The sequence below is a fragment of the Pandoraea vervacti genome, assembly GCF_000934605.2.
Classification (GTDB): domain Bacteria; phylum Pseudomonadota; class Gammaproteobacteria; order Burkholderiales; family Burkholderiaceae; genus Pandoraea; species Pandoraea vervacti.
Map to the genome: position 1 here is coordinate 2,914,248 of NZ_CP010897.2, position 17,689 is coordinate 2,931,936.

Sequence of the window (17,689 nt, forward strand, 5' to 3'; positions counted from 1 at the left end):
CTCCCAATTTCCCGCCCCCTAATACAAAGTATTAGTTTTTCTTAACATGGTTTTGTTTTAGGGCCTCGCGACCCTACAATCTCCAGAAATGCTTATACCGATGTGTCGCTGTGTGTCGGCAAGGACCGCATCATGTCCTTGCCCACTGTAGACGCGACGCACGTTCTGGAGACATGCCGATGAAGAAACGCGCAGACCTCGACGTCAGATCGTTGCGGATCTTCGAGGCCGTCGCCTCGGCCGGCAGCCTTTCCGGCGCTGCTGAAACGCTTGGCGTCACGCAGTCGGCCATCTCGCAGGCCATCGCGCAAATCGAACAGACGGTCGGCACCCGGGTCCTCGACCGCTCGCGCCGTCCGCTCAAACTCACGCCTGCCGGTCTCGCCCTTTCGCGCCATGCGCGCCAGATCGTGGACGACATGGATCGCCTCATCGCGCAGGTGCAGGACGCCGACGTTGCCAGCCGCGCCGCCGTTCGTGTCGGCATGATCGACTCGTTTGCCGCCACGGTCGGGCCCTCGATCGTTCGCCAGATGTCGGGCAGCACCAGCGAACTGCTGCTCTGGTCCGGCCTGGCCAACGGCCACGCGCAGGCGCTGCTTGCCCGCCAGCTCGATCTCATTGTCACCAGTGATCCGATGCACGACATGGAGCGCCTGGTGCGTCGTCCGATTTTCACCGAGCCGTTCATCGTCGTCGTTCCGAAGTCCCGAGAAGCCGACCTCGCGAACGCCGATCTGAGCGAACTGATTCGCGCATTGCCCCTGATCCGCTTTTCCGGCCGCTCGCATTTCGGCGCCGTCATCGAACGCCACCTGCGTCGTACTGGGCACTCGCCGCGCATGCACCTCGAAATCGATACGTCTGACGTGGTGATGTCGATGGTTGCCGCCGACCTGGGGTTCACCATCGCCACGCCGCTTTGTCTGTTGCAGGGACGCGCGTCGCTGCCACAGGTTGCCGCGCTCCCGCTGCCCGGCCCCGCCCTCTCACGCACGATTTATCAGGTATCGCGCGAGGGCGAGGTCTCGGAGATGGCGTCGCAGTGTTTCCTGGCCGGTCGACTCGCGCTCGCGCAAGAAGCCTTCCCGGAGCTGCGTCGCCTCATGCCCTGGGTGGGCGAGCGTCTGGCGCTTTGCTGATCCACCGCCCGGGGCGCCGGGCCAGATGACTCTCACCTGAAGCGCGCCCACCGTTCAACGCGAACCACACAAAACCTACACAGGAGACACACATGAACCTCTCACGACGCAAATTCCTCCATTCCAGCGCCGCCATGTCGGCGCTCGCAGCCGCGGGCGCTTCGTCCTTCGCGGGTATGGCACGCGCCGCAGACGCCACGACGATTCAGTACGGCGGCTCGGCCTGGCTTGGCCACTATCCGGCCTATCTCGCCATGAAGTCGGGAGCCCTCGCCGCCGCTGGCATCGACCAGCAGTGGCAATCGTTCGGCACGTCGTCGGCGCGCATGAGCGCCGTGCTCTCGGGAGGAATCGACATCGCCTGCACGGGCATCGTGTCGGCGCTCGCCCTCATGGCGCGCGGCTCGAAGCACTTCTCGATCGTGGCGGTGCCGGAGAGCTTCGGCAAGGTCGAAGGGCTGTTCGTGCGCGACGGTGTGAACTCCCTGCAAGACCTCAAAGGCAAAAAGCTGGGCGTGACGTTCGCGTCGAGCGCACATTTGCTCGCGCTGGACCTGCTGGGCAGCGCCGGCCTGTCGAACGACGTCACGGTGCTCAACGTTCCCGCACCCGAACTCCCGGGGGCCATTCAGTCCGGTCAGATCGACGCCGCTGCGGCGTGGACGCCGCAATTCAACCGCATTCGCGCCATGACGGGGATGAAGCTGCTGGCAGACGACACCCAGTTCTCGCTCTACAAGAAGTACAACGTGACGCCGGGTCCCGACGTGCTCATCGTGCGCAACGCGTGGGCGGAGAAGAACGGCGATGCCGTGCGCAAGTACCTGAAGGTTTACTTCGACGCCTGCCAGACGCTGCGCGACAAGCCGGATGAGGCCGCACGCTCGCTGATCGCCCTCACGGGCATGTCCGCCCTCGACCAGATCGAAACGATCAAGGGCGCCGACTGGTACAGCCTCGCGCAGCAGACACAACTGCTGAAGTCGCCCGGCAGCTACGTCGACGGTCTGCAACGGCTGGCCGAAATGCTCGTGACCTACAAGCAGATCGACAAGGCGCCGGCCGTGCGCCAGTGGATCAACACGTCGTACCTGTAAGCCTTCGTGCGCCGGTACGCCCGCCCAACGTTCGATCCCGTACCGGCATACGCCTGAGGAGTCTGATTGTGAATCATCGCCAACCGTCCCGCGCCACCTTGCTGAGCGTGGGATTCGCTTCCGTGGTCGTGTTCCTGCTGGCCTGGGAAGGGGCCTGCCGTACCGGCATCATCGATCCCCTGTTTCTGCCGCCGCCATCCGCCGTCGCGGAGAAAATCGTCGCCATGATGGCCGACGGCACGTTGCTCGCCAACGTCCTCGCGTCCACCCGACGCGTGATGACGGGCTTCATCGCCGCCACGGTCGTGGCCATCCCGCTGGGGATCATGCTGGGCACGTCGAGCTATGCCCGCGCGGCGTTCGATCCCATTCTGTCGTTCCTGCGCCCGCTGCCGTCGATGAGCTGGATTCCGCTCTCGCTGCTGTGGTTCGGGATTTCCGAGACACAGAAGTACAGCATCGTATTCATGGGCACGTTCGCCCCGGCCCTCGTCTACGTGATCGAAGCCACGCGCAACGTCGATCCCCTGCTGATCCGTGCGGCGAAGAATCTCGGGGCAAGCAACTGGCAGGTGATGCGTGAAGTGATCTTGCCCGCCAGCCTGCCGCAGATCCTGTCCGGCCTGAAGATCATTCTCGGCCTGTCCTGGACGTGCGTGATCTCGGCGGAGCTGGTCGCCGCGCGCGAGGGACTGGGCTTTCTCATCATGAACGGCAAGGAATTCTTCCAGACGGAAGTCGTCGTGCTCGGCATGGTGATGATCAGCGTCACAGTACTGGTGACGGATATCGTATTTCGCGCCATCGAGCGCAAAGTATTGAGGTGGCAAGCATGAACGATCGTATCGATTCCCACGCTGACGAGCCGACCGCACGGACCGCGAAGGCCCCGGCAGGCGCCCCAGGAACCGCGCATGCCGGTAGCACCGACACGATGATCGCGATCGACGGCGTGTCCAAGCGTTACGGCAACTTCCAGGCACTGGAGCGCGTGGACATGAACATTGCCCGCGGTGAGTTCGTGGTGTTGTTGGGGGCGTCCGGTTGCGGCAAGTCCACGCTGCTCAATCTGATCACCGGGTTCGACGAACCGACGACCGGCGTGATCCGTGTGAATGGCCGCGAGGTCCGAGGCATCGACCCGCACTGCGGCATGGTCTTCCAGCAGTACGCGCTCTTTCCCTGGCTGAGCGTGCTCGATAACGTTGCCTTCGGCCTGAAGATGAAAGGCATCCACAAGACGACCCGCTACGCCACGGCACGGCGCTACATCGAGATGGTCGGCCTCAAGGGCTTCGAGGACCGCTATCCGAAAGCGCTCTCCGGCGGCATGCGCCAGCGCGTGTCGATTGCGCGGGTGCTGGCCAACGATCCGGATGTCATCCTGCTCGACGAACCGTTTGCCGCACTTGACGCGATGACGCGCCAGGTGCTGCAAGAGGAATTGCTTCAGATCTATCAGAAGAGCGGCAAGACCATCGTCTTCATTACGCACTCCATCGACGAGGCGTTGATGCTCTCGACCCGCATGGTGATCATGAGCGCTCGCCCGGGCCGGGTGGCGTGCGACCTGCCGAACGATCTGCCGATGCCACGCGATGCGCAAGTCCAGCTCTCCGCGCGCTACAACGAACTCAAGTCGCAAATCTGGAACACCGTACAGACCGAAGTGATGCGCAGTCTCGAGAGTCAGGCCGCATAAGGTCGTCTCAGCGCATCATCCGCCGGTAAGCCCCTGCATTTCTATCGTCATGTCCAATCAAGTCAACACTTCCCGCCCGGTGCGGGACACTTTCCCCGCCTATCAGGCGGGCGCCGGCTGGAACGCCCTGCTCCCGGCGCGCGCGCCGCACACGCAAGCGCCAACCGAGCGCAGTTTCGACGTCATCGTCATCGGTGCGGGCTTCACCGGGCTGGCGGCGGCGCGTCGCGTGGCCGAGCTTCGCCCCGAGGCCTCGGTGCTGGTCGTCGACGCCACCACCGTCGGCAACGGCTCGGCGGGACGCAACTCGGGCTTTCTCATCAACTTGCCGCACAACACGGGCATGGGTGGACACGGCAGCCCGGCAGAAGTCGCCCGCAAGCAGATCCGGCTGTACGACATCGGACTGAAGTGGCTCCACGATCTGGTCACCGCAAACGACATCGATTGCGGATGGCATCCGGTCGGCAAGTACCACGCCGCGGCCACGGCCGACGGTGAGCGACGCTTGCGCGACACGCTGGCGCAATACCGCGACTGGGGCGTGACTTACCGGGAGCTCTCTCGCGACGCGCTGCGCCACGAAATCGGCACCGACTACTACGGCTACGGTTATCACTCGGACAACAATGTCTTCGTGCAACCCGCCGCCCTCGTTCGTGGTCTCGCAGACAGTCTGCCCGCCAATGTCCGGTTGTGGGAGAACGAACCGGTCGTGGGGCTTGAGGGCGCCGGTCCGTTCACGGTGAGCACGGCGTCGTCGCAGTTGCGCGCGGCCCAGGTCGTCGTCGCGAACAATGGCTTCGCCCGTCAGTTGGGCCTGGCTCGGGATCGCGTCTTCACGATCTACACCTATGCGGCCATGACGCCCGCACTGGCCGCCGACGAACTGGCCAAACTGGGCCCGGCGCGCGAATGGGGCGTGATTCCGGCGAACCGTCTGGGCACGACCCTGCGCAAGACGCTCGGCGGCCGCTTCGTGGTGCGCAGCGCCTACTCGTACGAAAAGGAGCGCCCCATGGCGGACATCAACGCCATGCTGAGCGACGCCTATCGTCGCCGCTATCCGGCCATGGCCTCGCATCGGTTCGAACACGTCTGGGGCGGAGTGACGGCGCTCACACGCAACGGCGCCCTGTACTTCGGCGAGATCCGCAAGGGGTTGTTCGCCTCGCTCGGATGCAACGGCGCCGGCGTGCTCAAAGGCAGCATGTTCGGCAAGCTGCTCGGCGAGATGGCCTGCGGCGTTGCATCGCCCGAACTGAGCGATGCGCTGGGATTCGAGCGTCCGACATGGCTGCCGCCCGAGCCGATCCGGCGTGTTGCCATCGTCTCGGCCATTCAGTATCAGAAGCATCGGGCGGGGCGGGAGCGCTAAGCCAGATGGACGGAGCCGGGTATCGCTGCGAGGCATCGCGTCGGCATGGCTGAGGGATCTACGCCCTCACCGAAAGACGCGCTTCAAGTCCACCCTCGGCACGATTGCGCAACGTCAACGTGGCGTCCATCGCCTGCGCGAGCTGACGCGCGATGGCCAACCCCAAGCCCGTGCCGCCGGTGTGACGGTTGCGCGACGTCTCCAACCGCACGAACGGTGCGAAGACCGCTTCGAGCATGTCTTCCGGAATGCCCGGCCCCCGGTCGGTCACGATGACGTCGATGCCCGCGTCACGACCCACGACTTCGAGATGCGCTTCATCGCCATACTTGAGCGCGTTGTCGACGAGGTTCCCCACGATGCGACGTAGTGCCTGCGGTCGGGTCACGATCGGACGACCGACCTGCCCTGCCAGCGTGACCGGCGAGCCAGCGTCGACATAGTCGTACACGAGGCTGTCGAGCAGCGCGTCGACATCGACCTTGCACGGCGCTTCCGATGCGCCGTGCAGGGTGCGCGCATACGTTACCCCTTCCCTGACCAGCGACTCCATCTCCTTGAGATCCTGTTGCAGACGCACGGCCACCATCTCGTCGTCCATCGTGTCCACGCGCAGACGCATGCGGGTGATGGGTGTCTGCAGATCGTGCGAGATGGCAGCCAGAATCTGCATGCGCTCGGTCATGTAGCCGCCGATACGGTCCTGCATCGCATTGAATGCCCGCGCCGCGCGCGCCACTTCCGAGGGTCCATCTTCGCTCAGACGCTCGGCACGCAAGTCGGGCCCGAGCGTGTCGGCCGCCTCCGCCAGCGCGTCGAGCGGACGCGTCGCCATGCGCACCGCGAGCCAGCAACAGGCTGCGATCAGCACCAGTTCAAGCGCCAGCATGGCAGGTAGCCAGCCGGACAGCGGCAGCGTCGGCGTCGGGAAGACATCGATGGTGAGTGGCGAGCCGTCGCTTAGCCGCAGGTGCGCCTGAAGACGGTCGGGATCGCCCGGCACGCTGTTGACCGTTACGGGATACGACACCCCGATGGCCTCCTCGATCACGCGCGCCACCTGCGCCGCCGCACCCGCATCGGGCTTTCCGCCACTGGCTCCGGGGCCGAGTTCGAAGCGATAACTACGCCTGGCCAGACGCGGCAACCACTGGGGCCGCTCGTTCGCGGGCAAATGGTCGAGCAAGGCGACGGAACTGGCGACTTCGCTCTCGATGTAGATGCTCATCATGTTCGACGTCACGCGGTTGCGCTCGGTCATCGTCAGCCAGAACGAGAGCGTTTGCGTGAGCGCCAGTCCAACGAAGAGGATGAGGGCAAGCCGCGCGAAAAGCGAGCGCGGCCAGCGCCACGGCTGCCGCGGGGGCGGCGTCGGCGTCGAGGTCATTCGGGGGCGGAAACCACGGTGACGGTCGCGCAAAACACGTAGCCTTCGTTGCGCAACGTCTTGATGTAGCGAGGCTCACGCGCGCCGTCGCGCAGTCGCTGGCGCAACCGGCTGATGAGCAGATCGATGGACCGGTCGAAGGCGTCGGCCTGTCTGCCCTGCGTGAGATTGAGCAACTGATCGCGCGTGAGCACCCGTTGCGGATGGTCGAGCAGCACGCGTAGCAGACGATACTCCGCACCACTGAGCGCGACTTGCGTGCCGTCGGTATCGAGCAAATGGCGCGCGGTGGTATCGAGCCGCCAGTCACCGAAGGCAAGCACTTCGGCTGTCTCGGTGATCTGCATGCCCGGGGGCAGCATGCGAGTGCGGCGCAGCACCGATTTGATGCGGGCGAGCAATTCGCGCACGGCGAATGGCTTGGCGAGATAGTCGTCCGCCCCCATCTCCAGGCCGACGATCCGGTCAGTCTCCTCGCTGCGTGCGGTCAGCATCAGCACGGGTACCGCCCGGAACTTGCCCGCGCGAAGCTCCCGGCACAGCACGAGACCGTCATCGCCGGGCAGCATCAGGTCGAGCACCACGAGGTCGGGCGCGCCGTCGGCGAGCACCGCGCGCATTTCGCGCCCGTTGGCGGCCGTGCTCACGCGCATGCCGTTCTTTTCGAGATAGCCGGCGAGGAGTTCCCGAATGCCACGATCGTCGTCGACGATCAGCACATGATCGATTTTTTCCATGCGAACGATTATAGCGATGCGCGTTGCGGCGCAAGGTCGCCGCCATCCCCGTCGCGGGACCGAGCCGGATAGGTACGACGCCGCAAGCGCTCCGCTTCGGGCAACACGCGACGACTCGCCGGGACCAGATCGCATTGGAGCGGGTGCACGACCTCCGTGCCGAGGCCGCCCCCCGTTTGTATCACTGTGTATCTGGCGCCCGCTGCGATACACGACGTTGCCGAAATGCGGCACGACGCACACACAGCAGATACGCGCGGACGGTGAAATACGGCTACCGACTCACCCAACCCGTTGCATGGCTCACAGGAGATACCCAATGCTGCCCTTGCTCAGAAGCGCTTTCGTCGCCCTCGCCCTCACCGGCCTCGCCGCTTGTGCCCCGTCTCAGGCGCGCCCGATTACCGGCGTTGCCGCCCCGGAATTCACTGGCATCGATCAATGGATCAACAGCCAGCCGCTGACGATGCAACAACTCAAGGGCAAGGTGGTGCTGGTCGATTTCTGGACGTACTCCTGCATCAACTGCATCCACACCACGCCTTACGTGAAGCAGTGGTACGACAAATACAAGGATCAGGGACTGGTCGTGGTGGGTGTGCATACGCCCGAGTACGCGTACGAGCGAGACAACAAGAACGTGCGGGAGGCCGTGCGCCGCGCGGGCATTCAATACCCTGTGGCGCAAGATAACCGTTACGCCACGTGGAAGGCCTACGACAACCTCTATTGGCCAGCGTTCTATCTCGTCGACAAGTCCGGCAAGATCGTCTACACGCATTTCGGCGAGGGGGACTACGACAAGACCGAGGCGGCGATCAAGGCGCAGTTGGCAGCGCCTTAACCGTAATCGTGTGGACCTGACGGATCTCGCGAAACGCAAGAGCGATTCCTAAAAGCGGCGAACCGGTGATGGCGAGACATTCCCGTTCGATGGATCGCCACATTTCGTAGGAGACTCTGATGCCAAACGCGCTGTATCCGGCCGGTGCTACGCCCACCGTGACTTGTCCCATGCACACGAATACCGACATCGGTGTGCTTGGCCAACGCCTGCGCAACGCCGTCGGCGACCGCCCCGCGCCTGACCAGGCGTGGATGCCCGACCAAATCGCGTGGGACACGCTCGCCGAAATCGCCAGCGATGCCCGTGGATTGACTGAGGCCGAGGCGAACGTGTACCGAGCCACATTACGGTCCGCGTTGCCTGCGTTCGACATCGCCGATCCGGATGTCGTCTTGCTCTACGAAGTTGTCGACAACTGCCTCGGCCCCGGCAGGCCCTCGATTACCACCCATCTTGCCGGTGTGGTCTTCGAATCCCTGCAACTGCCCCATCTGGTCCTGCTCGAATCGGGCGAAGCCGCACCGAGCACACGCACCTTCAACAGTGTGCTCCCGTCGCTCGCGGCCGCCGCATACGACTGCGGGCCCTTCGGGCGAACCCTTTTCCTCGAAGGCGCCGCAACGATGTTGAAGGGGGTGAACGAGGCGTGCGATGACTCGCGTCGCGAACGGTTGTGCACGACCCTGTTCGCGCTGCCCAATCCGCCCTGTGGCGGCGACGCCGCGCCGACGAACCTTTTCGAGTTCGATGCCGCGCTCACCCGATTGGATGTCTACGAACCCTGGACCGGATGACCGAACGTCACAAAGGGTGTCAACGAGCCGCGTCGTGGCGCTCAGCGTGTCGCGGCGCCGCGTGCTGAGTGCACAACGTGTCGAAGTTCTGCGCCAGATCAGCCAGCGAAATCGCGCCAAGTCGCGCGATGAGGATAGCCTGTGCCTCACGCAATGCACCGTCGAGCGCGGCATTCACGGCACGTTCGACGGCGCATTGCGGGTTGTCGCTCTGCACGCCGATCGCGAAGATGTTCGGCCCGCCGACTGCGTGATGGATGTCGAGCAACGTGACGTTGCCCAAATCGCAAGCGAGCGTCCATCCCCCCCCGTGGCCCTTGTCGGAACGCACATAACCCGCGTCGCGCAAGCCCGCCATGGTGCGGCGAACGACCACCGGATTCGTGCGCAGCATCTGCGCCAGTTGTTCGGACGTGAACGGGGCGTCGTGCCGCGCCATGTGCAGCAGCACGTGCAACATCCGTGAAAGTCTGCTGTCGCTTCTCATCTGGCTCCCATATTTCCCTGATTCCTCCGAGCGCCCCGATCCGCGGTCAACCCTGGCGCGCCTGACGCGCAAACCACGCGTGAATCAAGCCGCTTTGGAAGCACCGCACCGGCTGGTCGAATCCGCCCTCCCGGAGGATGTCGTCCATCGCCTCGGGAGGCACGACCGCCACCTGAGAGCCGTAGATGGCGCTGGCGCGCTCGCGCGCCTGTGGCGAGACGGACATCATGTCGAACCATAGTTCGAGCAAACGCTTCCCGGCGGCCGAGGTCATGTCGCAGGCCAGATCGGCGCTCGCGAGCAGACCGCCCGGCGCCAACCGGTCCGCGATGCCGCGAAAGAACGCCCGGCGCTCAGCCGGATCGGTCACGAATTGCGACACGAGAATGGACGTTGCGGCGTCGAATGGCGTGTCCGTAGGCAGCGAATCCAGAAAACCGTGATGGAAGACGCAACGTGATGCGATGCCCCGCGTTTCAGCCTTCCCGCGAAAAACATCCAACATGGGCCCGGAGGGCTCCACGGCCGTGAAGCGCCACTGCGCATGGCGCTCGGCCAGATACAGAATCTCCGCACCGGTACCCGCCCCGATACACAGCACGTTCGCGGTGTCGGGCAGCGGTGCGAACACGTTGTCGACCACCAGTTGCAACGCGTCGCGCAACGGCGCCATCGCGCGCCAGGTCTGATCGTAGGTCGCGGCGTGCTCATCGAACATGGCGATGGTGTCCTGCGGCATGGATTCGCCCTCACTATTGTAACGTTTGATGTTTCATCATGCCATGCCCCCTGCGCGGCGTGCAAGGTGCTGATTTCACAGGCGTCGGCCGCAGGGCATCCGACGCTCGCCAGTCCCCGCCAAAATTGAGGGGGTCGCTAAATATTGGCGTACGGTGGTCGTTAATGCTCTTGATCGCCCCCGGTGCCTTACCGGGGCTTACAACAGTCACTGGACGACACGCCCCCCGATGACGTCTATCCATACCGCTTCCCTTCTTCTTTCGCTGGCGAACGCCGACATGGCGTCTCAAGTCGCCGCCGCCGGCCGTGCCGATGGGGCGCGTCAGGGCAACCTGTCGAGCGCCGATGTTGCCGCACTGACGAGCGCGACACGTGTCACGCTTACGCAAACGCCGCCTGTCGCGAACTGGCCAACCTACGCGCAGCCGGTCGCGGGCGGCGCGGTGCTGAACTGGCAGCAAGTCCCGTCCGACCCCTTGTCGCTGCTGATGTACGGCAACATGTCGACGTCGTCGCTGGGCAATCGGCTCGATCAGCTTGGGTCGACCATGATGTCCGCGATTGCCTCGGGCGCGACGTCGTTCTCGCAGACGGTGCTCCGCTCGCGTTCTGCAGCACCGGAGACCGGCGCTGCGGCGGGCGCGGATTTGGCCGCGCAACAGACAACGTTGCAGTCGGGTGCAGACGAGCGGTTCGCCCTGTCGGTGACGACGGCAAGCGGCGCGCAGGTCACGGTGCGCATCGCCAGCAGCGGCGCCGGTGGTGGCGACGTCGATGGCCTGTCCCTCGAATTCTCCGTGACGAAAGGCACGCTCACCGACGCCGAGCGCGATTCGCTCGGCAAACTGGGCGACGCTTTCCAGAAGGCCGTCAATGGTCTGGCTAAACAGCCGCCCGTCGTCGACTTCGGTGCACTGACCGGGTTCGATGCCTCCGTGCTGACGTCCGTCGACCTGTCGGCCACGCGCAACGCGAATGGCGCCACGCCGCAAACCTTCACGTTCCATGCGGATGCGGCGCAGCGCTCGATGCATGTGGACGGTGCAAGCGGCAAGTTCGACGTCAATGTCGACCTGAAGAACGTGCAAGCCATCGGCAGCCCGAAGGCGCAGAAGGCTGCGCTCGACGCGTGGCTCGATCGCTTCGACACAGCGAAAACCCGCGGCAATGGCGATGCCGCGCTCATGGACATGTTCAAGGCAGCGTTCAGCGGTCTGAACGCGAACTATCCGCCGGCCACTACACTGCCGCGCATTGCGCTGAGCCATGCCGACAAGTCGGTGCTGAGCGGGCTGGCGGACTTCAGCGCGTCGATTTCCCAGACGCAAACGTCGCCGAACCCCATGCGCGCCTCGGAAGTCGATGGTTTTGACTACCAGATCTCGCAGAGCACGCAGATCGGCGGGCCGGACCGTCTGAACCGCACGATTTCGCAGCAGTCGCAGGCCACGCTCAGCGCGAGCTACCACCGCTCGCTCTGGCCCGGCGTGCCCCTCGTCCTGAAAGACGACCCGAAGTCACAGAACTACGAGTACGTGAAGATTCAGGACTCGGCGAAAAGCTCGGCGGACGTGGGCTATCGTGACGGCCTGCTCGTTCGCGCGAAGGCCACCCGATCGGCTAGCCAGACGACGCAGGTGCAGCGCTACGAAATGGCCAGACTGGTGAGCGATGTGACGACGCCGGTGTCGTCGTCGACCAGCAGCAACCTGATGGCCCTGCTCCAGTCCATCATGCAAAACGATGCGGCGCGCGACGCCAGATCATCCGGCAGTCGCACCGTCGACGACGACCCGGACGTGGCAGATGTACGGCGCCGCACCGCGCTCGACGTGGACCCGACACGTTTGAACGCCGCTTCGCAATAATCCCCCCAATCGCGCACGACGGGGCCCACGGCATGGACCAGGGCAGCGGCCGCGGCGTCGGCTACCAGCTCTGCAAGTCTCCACCCCGCGCCGCGCCGCTCTGGTCTCGTCGCGGGGTAAGATATCAGTCAAATATTGACGAACCACGGGGATATCCGGCGTTCTCGATAGCCTGATGACAGAGACAGCAGACAGTCCAAACCCTCCTTCCCTCTCACAAAGCACGGCGACGTCGCTTGTCGACACCGACTTGCCCGGCCGTCTCGACCGTCTGCCGTGGGGGCGGTTCCATACCCTGATCGTCGTCGCGCTGGGCATCACGTGGTTGCTCGACGGTCTCGAGGTCACGCTGGCCGGCGCCGTTGCCGGTGCGCTCAAATCGAGTCCGACACTTGCGCTCGCCAACGCGCAGGTCGGCCTCGCCGGCAGCGCCTACATCGCGGGCGCCGTGCTTGGCGCCCTCGGTTTCGGCTGGCTGACCGACCGTCTCGGGCGTCGCAGGCTCTTCTTCATCACCCTGCTGCTGTATGTTGCGGCAACGGCGGCTACCGGCCTGTCGTGGAGTTTCGCCAGCTTCGTCGTGTTCCGATTTCTCACGGGTGCGGGCATCGGCGGCGAGTACACCGCCATCAATTCGACGATTCAGGAATTCACACCGGCACGTGTGCGTGGCTGGACGGACCTCGTCATCAACGGCACCTTCTGGGCAGGTGCGGCGCTCGGCGCTGCAGGCTCGCTCGTTTTGCTCGATCCTGGCGTGCTGCCCCCGGACTGGGGCTGGCGCGTGTGCTTCTTCATCGGCGCCGCGCTTGGACTTGGCGTCCTGTTCATGCGAATGTGGGTGCCCGAGAGCCCCCGCTGGCTCATCCTTCGTGGACGGACGCGTGAAGCCGAAGCCATCGTCGAGGGCATCGAGCGGTCGCTGCGCGAGCGCGGGCAAACCATCGCCGATGCGCCTGTGTCGCGACTCCAGTTGCGCACCCGACACGCCACCCCATTGCGCGAGGTGTGGCACACCCTCGTGCACACTTACCGCCGCCGCTCGCTCGTCGGCCTCACGCTGATGATCGCGCAGGCGTTCTGTTACAACGCCATCTTCTTCACATACGCGTTGGTGCTCACCGATTTTTACGATGTGCCGGCCGCGAATGTCGGCTGGTATCTGCTGCCGTTCGCTGCGGGCAATGTGCTCGGGCCCATCGTGCTCGGCCACGGGTTCGACGTGTTCGGCAGACGCGTGATGATCAGCGCGACGTACGCGATTTCGGGCGTACTGCTGGCCCTGAGCGGCTGGGCATTCGCGCAAGGGTGGCTGAGCACGGTCACGCAAACCCTCGCATGGTCCGTCATCTTCTTCTTCGCCTCGGCGGCGGCCAGTTCGGCGTATCTGACGGTCAGCGAGAATTTCCCGCTGGAAATCCGCGCCCTCGCCATCGCCGTGTTCTATGCCATCGGCACATTGCTTGGCGGCGTGGCGGGTCCGGCGCTCTTCGGCTGGCTGATCGACACGCAGCGCCGTGCCGACGTGTCGATCGGTTACCTGATCGGCGCGGGGCTGATGGTCGTTGCCGCCGCCGTGGCCGCGCGCTGGGGGATCGCGGCGGAACGCCGTTCACTCGAATCGGTGGCCGCGCCGCTGTCGTTGCGCTCGACACGGCGCGACTCTCGCTGAACGCGCTCGCTGAACGAGGTCGCTAAACGACCACCCTGAACGAGCCGGTACCTCAGTTGCCCTGACCCCGCGCGCGCGCCACGACCACGCCATCGCGCCTGCGATACCACATGGCATAGACGAGCGACAACGCGACGATGAACGGCAGGCCGTAGACCAGCGTCATGCGGAATTCGTCCGTCAAGCAGGTCGTCACGAGCGTTGCAACCATCAGCAATGCCCCCGTCAGGCTCGCATACGGATAGCCCCACATCCGAAAGCGCAACGACTTCGCGTCGTGAGCGCGACGGAAGAAGAGATGCGTGACGAAGATCATCAGCCAGGTGAACATCGCGCCGAACATCGAGACGGACATCATCAGCGTGAACGACGCCTGCGGCGCCATCACGTTGAGCGCAACCGCCAGCGCAATCCCGATGGTCGAGAGCATGAGCGCGGCCACGGGCACACCGTTGCGACTCACTTCGCCGAACCGGCGCGGGGCATAGCCCGCACGCGAGAGCGAGAACATCATGCGTGTGGTGATGTAAAGCTGGCTGTTCATCGCGGAGAGCGCCGCCACCAGAATCACCAGATTGATGACGCCTGCCGCACCGGGAATGTGCGTGGCGGCCATGACCTTGACGAACGGACTGCCGTCTTCGCCCGCCGCGCTCCACGGCACGATGGCGAGCGTCAGGGCCAACGTCAGCAGGTAGAAGAACACCAGACGAAACATCGTTGCCCGGAAGGCCCGCGTGATCGCGCGCTGCGGATCCTGCGCCTCGCCGGCGGCGACCGCGATCATCTCGATGCTCAGATAGCTGAAGATCGAGACGATGACCGCAACCCACATGCCCCACGCGCCTTTCGGGAAAAATCCGCCATGCAACGTGTAGTTCGCCAGACCGATCCCGCTGCCTTGCGGCGCACGAAAGACGATGTACGCGCCCAGAATCAGGAAAGCGACGATGGCCACGATCTTGAGCATCGAAAACGCATACTCGACCGCCCCGAAAACCTTGACGCTGGCCGCGTTGATCGCGATCAGGCCTGCCGAGAAGCCAACGATCCAGTACCAGCCCGGCACTGCCGGAAACCAGTACTTCATATAGACGGCGATGGCCGTGACCTCGGTGCCGACGGCGAACACGATCGATGACCAATAGCCGTAGCGCACCAGAAATCCGGCCAACGGACCGATGTAGTGCTCGGCGTACGCGCCGAACGACCCCGAGGTCGGATGAGCGACCGTCATTTCGGCGAGACAGCCCATGAGCAGCAGCGCGATGGCGCCGCCGATCGCGTAGCTCAGCAGCACGCTCGGTCCCGCAAAGCCGATGGCGAACGCACTGCCCAAAAACAGGCCGGTGCCAATAGCGCCGCCAATGGCGATCATCGATAACTGAGCGCTGCTCAATCCCCGGTGCAGTCCTTTTTCTCGCTCGACAATGCTGTCGAAGCCTGGTTGTGTGGTACTCAAGATCGTCTCCTGTGAATCTGAGGTAATGGAAATTCGTGGTCAGAACGTGTGTTCGATGCCGACGCCGACGCCTCGGTAATGCACGCCCGGGGGCGCGTTGCCGCCGGAAAAGTTGGGGCGCGGCGAAAAGCCATAGCTGCCCCAGGCCCGATTGATGACCTGGTAGTAGGCGACGTACACGTCAGTGCGTTTGGAAAAGTCATAGCGATAGCCGAGGTTGAGCTGCGTCGCGCCGAGATCGTCCGTGTTGCAGGTCGCCCCGCCCACGCGCGAACAGGCGCCGTTCGTCGCGTAGCCCCCGCCGAGCCAGACGGAGTGGCGTGCGCCGCCGAAAAAGTGCTGCACCATGGCGTAGAACGCATCTCGCCGGTAGCGATTGAGATTGCCGGACGTGCCGTCATCGGTCCGATACGTCAGCCTGTCCCAGCCCGCCACCCACTTCGTCTGTGCGTAGGTGAAGACGATGAGGACCTTGTGCGCGTCGTCGCTCGAACCGGTGGCGCGCGAACCAACGTTGGACGGGTTGGCGCTGGCCGGCGCGCCCAACCACGCGAGACCGAAGTAGTCCTTGTGCAGCTCGTACGCATAGCGCACGCGCAACGGGCCGTTCAGGTATTCCAGCCCCGCCCCGAAGACCTGCGGCGCGATGTCGCCGGCGGGTGTCGTGACCGTGCCGTTCGAGAGCGAGTAGGAGAACTGCAATTGGAGTCCCGCCCACTCAGGCGTCCAGTACTGAATCGTGTTGCCCTGCCGCCGGTTGAACGTGGCGTCCGATGCGTTATTGACGCGGCCCGACTGCGTTGTGGTGTTCGGTACGTTGAAGCCGGGATTGCTCAGGATCGTGCTCAGATCGCCGGTGTACGGATTGCGAACGGGCGAACCGACGGAGAGCGTCGACCACTGATACGGCGTGTCCCAGTTGCCCATGAACACGGTGCCGAACGGCCCCTTCACCCCGACGTTCGAATTGCGTGCGCCAATGGCGCCGGTTGCCTTGCCGTCGATGGACACCGGCGTCTCGATCTGCCAGATGGCGGCGTAGCCATCGCCCAGGTCCTCTTTGCCACGCATGCCGAAATACGAAATGCTCGAGAGCATGCGCGTGCCGCTCATCTCGGGGGACCGGATCGCGCCCGCAGGGGCTTGTGTCGGACGCGGCGCCGATGCCGGCGTTTGACGCTCGCTCACGCTGACCCAGTCCGTCATCGGCGTGAGATGGCCATAGATCTGCACTTGCGCCTGAGACACCTCGCAAACCCCCATGCCAACCGCCATCGCCAGCACCGTGCCCGGCATGCGCGCACATAGGCGCACCACTGCATGTTGCGCACGCGGCACCCCCTGCACACGACGCGCATGGTCAGACGATCCCCGGCATGGCTCCAGATACCGCAACGCGCCGCGCATGGTCCGTCAGCCCGGCAACGTGAAGCCGCACGCGGCCAACTGCGCGTGCAGCCGCCCGTGCTGCTCGTCGGACAGCCGCGAGAGCGGCGGGCGCACGTGCGACCATGCGCTGTCTTCGCGATACGTCGCCAGCACGGCCTTGAGCGCCGCAATCATGGGGAACGACTGAACGATGGCCCGCACGGTGTCGGCCTGTGCCTGCAGCGCGGGGCCGGTGTCCTCAGCCCACTCGCGGCACAGGCGTGCGATGCGCTCCGGATTGATATTGACGGTGGCGGAGATGCATCCCCTCGCCCCCTTCGCCGACGCGCGCGAGACCAGCGATTCCGAGGCCGGAAAAATGCCGAAGCCGGGAAAGGCGTCGAGCATTACGCTCAGGTGGTTCCAGTCGCCCGAGCTGTCCTTGATGCCCACGACAGTGCGTGGGAAGTCTCGCACCAGCCGCTCGATGACGGACAGCGTAATGGGCACGCCCGAGAGCGCCGGGATGTGATACAGGTACAGCCGCAGGCGGGCATCGGCCACTTGCTCGATGACGCGCGCGTAGTACGCATACAGTCCGTCGTCCGAAAGCCCCTTGTAGAAGAACGGCGGCAGCATCAGCACCCCGGCGCAGCCGCGCTCGACGGCATGCCGCGTGAGCGCGACGGTTTCGGGCAACGAGCAGCAGCCCGTGCCGGGCATCATGCGGCGCGGATCGAGGCCGTTGTCGACCAGCACATCGAGCAACGTCATGCGCTCGGCAAGTCCGAGCGAATTCGCTTCGCTGTTGGTGCCGAACGGCGCAAGACCCACGCCATGTGAAAGCAACCAGGCGCAATGCGAGACAAAACGGGGGGCATCCGGCGTCAGATCCGCGTGAAACGGCGTGACGACGGGCGCAAACGCCCCGGTCAATTCGTGATCGACCATGACAGTTCCTAAAAGGGAGAAAGAGAGGTTCGGCCCTGCCGGTGCCGCACGCGGCA

Annotated in this window: 16 protein-coding genes; 9 read left to right on the forward strand and 7 right to left on the reverse strand. The window is 64.6% G+C overall.

Annotated elements, in window-relative coordinates; translation table 11 throughout:
• Positions 1–179 precede the first annotated feature (179 nt).
• The 5 genes from UC34_RS12830 to UC34_RS12850 all read left to right on the forward strand — a co-directional run bounded on the left by UC34_RS12830 (position 180) and on the right by UC34_RS12850 (position 5,319).
• Entirely contained in the window at positions 180–1,142 is a 963-nt protein-coding gene (locus UC34_RS12830; RefSeq protein WP_044455851.1) for a LysR family transcriptional regulator, read from the forward strand.
• 92 nt (positions 1,143–1,234) lie between these two features.
• Entirely contained in the window at positions 1,235–2,239 is a 1,005-nt protein-coding gene (locus tag UC34_RS12835; RefSeq protein ID WP_044455852.1) for an ABC transporter substrate-binding protein, read from the forward strand.
• A 68-nt stretch (positions 2,240–2,307) separates the two neighbouring features.
• The gene (locus UC34_RS12840) at positions 2,308–3,075 is read left to right on the forward strand and encodes an ABC transporter permease (protein ID WP_044455853.1); all 768 of its coding nucleotides are present in this window, start codon (positions 2,308–2,310) and stop codon (positions 3,073–3,075) included.
• Positions 3,076–3,173: 98 nt separating this feature from the next.
• Positions 3,174–3,941, forward strand: coding sequence for an ABC transporter ATP-binding protein (locus UC34_RS12845; RefSeq protein ID WP_044458119.1), 768 nt, complete (start codon positions 3,174–3,176; stop codon positions 3,939–3,941).
• Positions 3,942–3,990: 49 nt separating this feature from the next.
• Positions 3,991–5,319 (forward strand): NAD(P)/FAD-dependent oxidoreductase, encoded by a 1,329-nt coding sequence (locus UC34_RS12850; RefSeq protein ID WP_044455854.1) that lies wholly within the window; start codon positions 3,991–3,993, stop codon positions 5,317–5,319.
• 58 nt (positions 5,320–5,377) lie between these two features.
• On the opposite strand, the gene UC34_RS12855 is transcribed toward UC34_RS12850, so the two are convergent.
• Positions 5,378–6,706 (reverse strand): ATP-binding protein, encoded by a 1,329-nt coding sequence (locus UC34_RS12855; protein ID WP_044455855.1) that lies wholly within the window; start codon positions 6,704–6,706, stop codon positions 5,378–5,380.
• Positions 6,703–7,443: a response regulator gene (locus tag UC34_RS12860; protein ID WP_044455856.1), complete on the reverse strand. Its 741-nt coding sequence runs from the start codon at positions 7,441–7,443 to the stop codon at positions 6,703–6,705. The genes UC34_RS12855 and UC34_RS12860 overlap by 4 nt, the downstream gene beginning before the upstream one ends.
• Positions 7,444–7,762: 319 nt before the next feature.
• Between UC34_RS12860 and UC34_RS12865 the strand changes: the two genes are divergently transcribed.
• Both UC34_RS12865 and UC34_RS12870 read left to right on the forward strand, forming a co-directional pair.
• Positions 7,763–8,287 carry a thioredoxin family protein gene (locus UC34_RS12865; protein ID WP_044455857.1) on the forward strand — a complete coding sequence of 175 codons (525 nt, stop codon included), beginning with the start codon at positions 7,763–7,765 and terminating at the stop codon, positions 8,285–8,287.
• Positions 8,288–8,406: 119 nt separating this feature from the next.
• Entirely contained in the window at positions 8,407–9,084 is a 678-nt protein-coding gene (locus UC34_RS12870; RefSeq protein ID WP_052811029.1) for a hypothetical protein, read from the forward strand.
• Between the two features lie 19 nt (positions 9,085–9,103).
• Here the strand turns inward: UC34_RS12870 and UC34_RS12875 are convergent, their stop codons facing one another.
• The gene (locus UC34_RS12875) at positions 9,104–9,571 is read right to left on the reverse strand and encodes an Rrf2 family transcriptional regulator (RefSeq protein ID WP_044455858.1); all 468 of its coding nucleotides are present in this window, start codon (positions 9,569–9,571) and stop codon (positions 9,104–9,106) included.
• Positions 9,572–9,617: 46 nt separating this feature from the next.
• Positions 9,618–10,310 carry a class I SAM-dependent methyltransferase gene (locus UC34_RS12880; RefSeq protein WP_044455859.1) on the reverse strand — a complete coding sequence of 231 codons (693 nt, stop codon included), beginning with the start codon at positions 10,308–10,310 and terminating at the stop codon, positions 9,618–9,620.
• Between the two features lie 280 nt (positions 10,311–10,590).
• Here UC34_RS12880 and UC34_RS12885 point away from each other — a divergent pair, with 280 nt between their 5' ends.
• Positions 10,591–12,180, forward strand: a complete 1,590-nt coding sequence (locus tag UC34_RS12885) for a hypothetical protein (RefSeq protein WP_072617472.1) — start codon at positions 10,591–10,593, stop codon at positions 12,178–12,180.
• A gap of 175 nt (positions 12,181–12,355) precedes the next feature.
• Positions 12,356–13,852: an MFS transporter gene (locus UC34_RS12890; protein WP_044455860.1), complete on the forward strand. Its 1,497-nt coding sequence runs from the start codon at positions 12,356–12,358 to the stop codon at positions 13,850–13,852.
• 52 nt (positions 13,853–13,904) lie between these two features.
• Here the strand turns inward: UC34_RS12890 and UC34_RS12895 are convergent, their stop codons facing one another.
• From UC34_RS12895 to UC34_RS12905, 3 genes are read right to left on the reverse strand one after another with little or no spacing between them, the layout of a single operon-like run.
• Positions 13,905–15,314 carry an amino acid permease gene (locus UC34_RS12895; protein WP_044455861.1) on the reverse strand — a complete coding sequence of 470 codons (1,410 nt, stop codon included), beginning with the start codon at positions 15,312–15,314 and terminating at the stop codon, positions 13,905–13,907.
• Between the two features lie 39 nt (positions 15,315–15,353).
• Positions 15,354–16,721 (reverse strand): porin, encoded by a 1,368-nt coding sequence (locus UC34_RS12900; RefSeq protein WP_084070606.1) that lies wholly within the window; start codon positions 16,719–16,721, stop codon positions 15,354–15,356.
• A gap of 6 nt (positions 16,722–16,727) precedes the next feature.
• Positions 16,728–17,633 (reverse strand): dihydrodipicolinate synthase family protein, encoded by a 906-nt coding sequence (locus UC34_RS12905; protein ID WP_044455862.1) that lies wholly within the window; start codon positions 17,631–17,633, stop codon positions 16,728–16,730.
• Positions 17,634–17,689 lie beyond the last annotated feature (56 nt).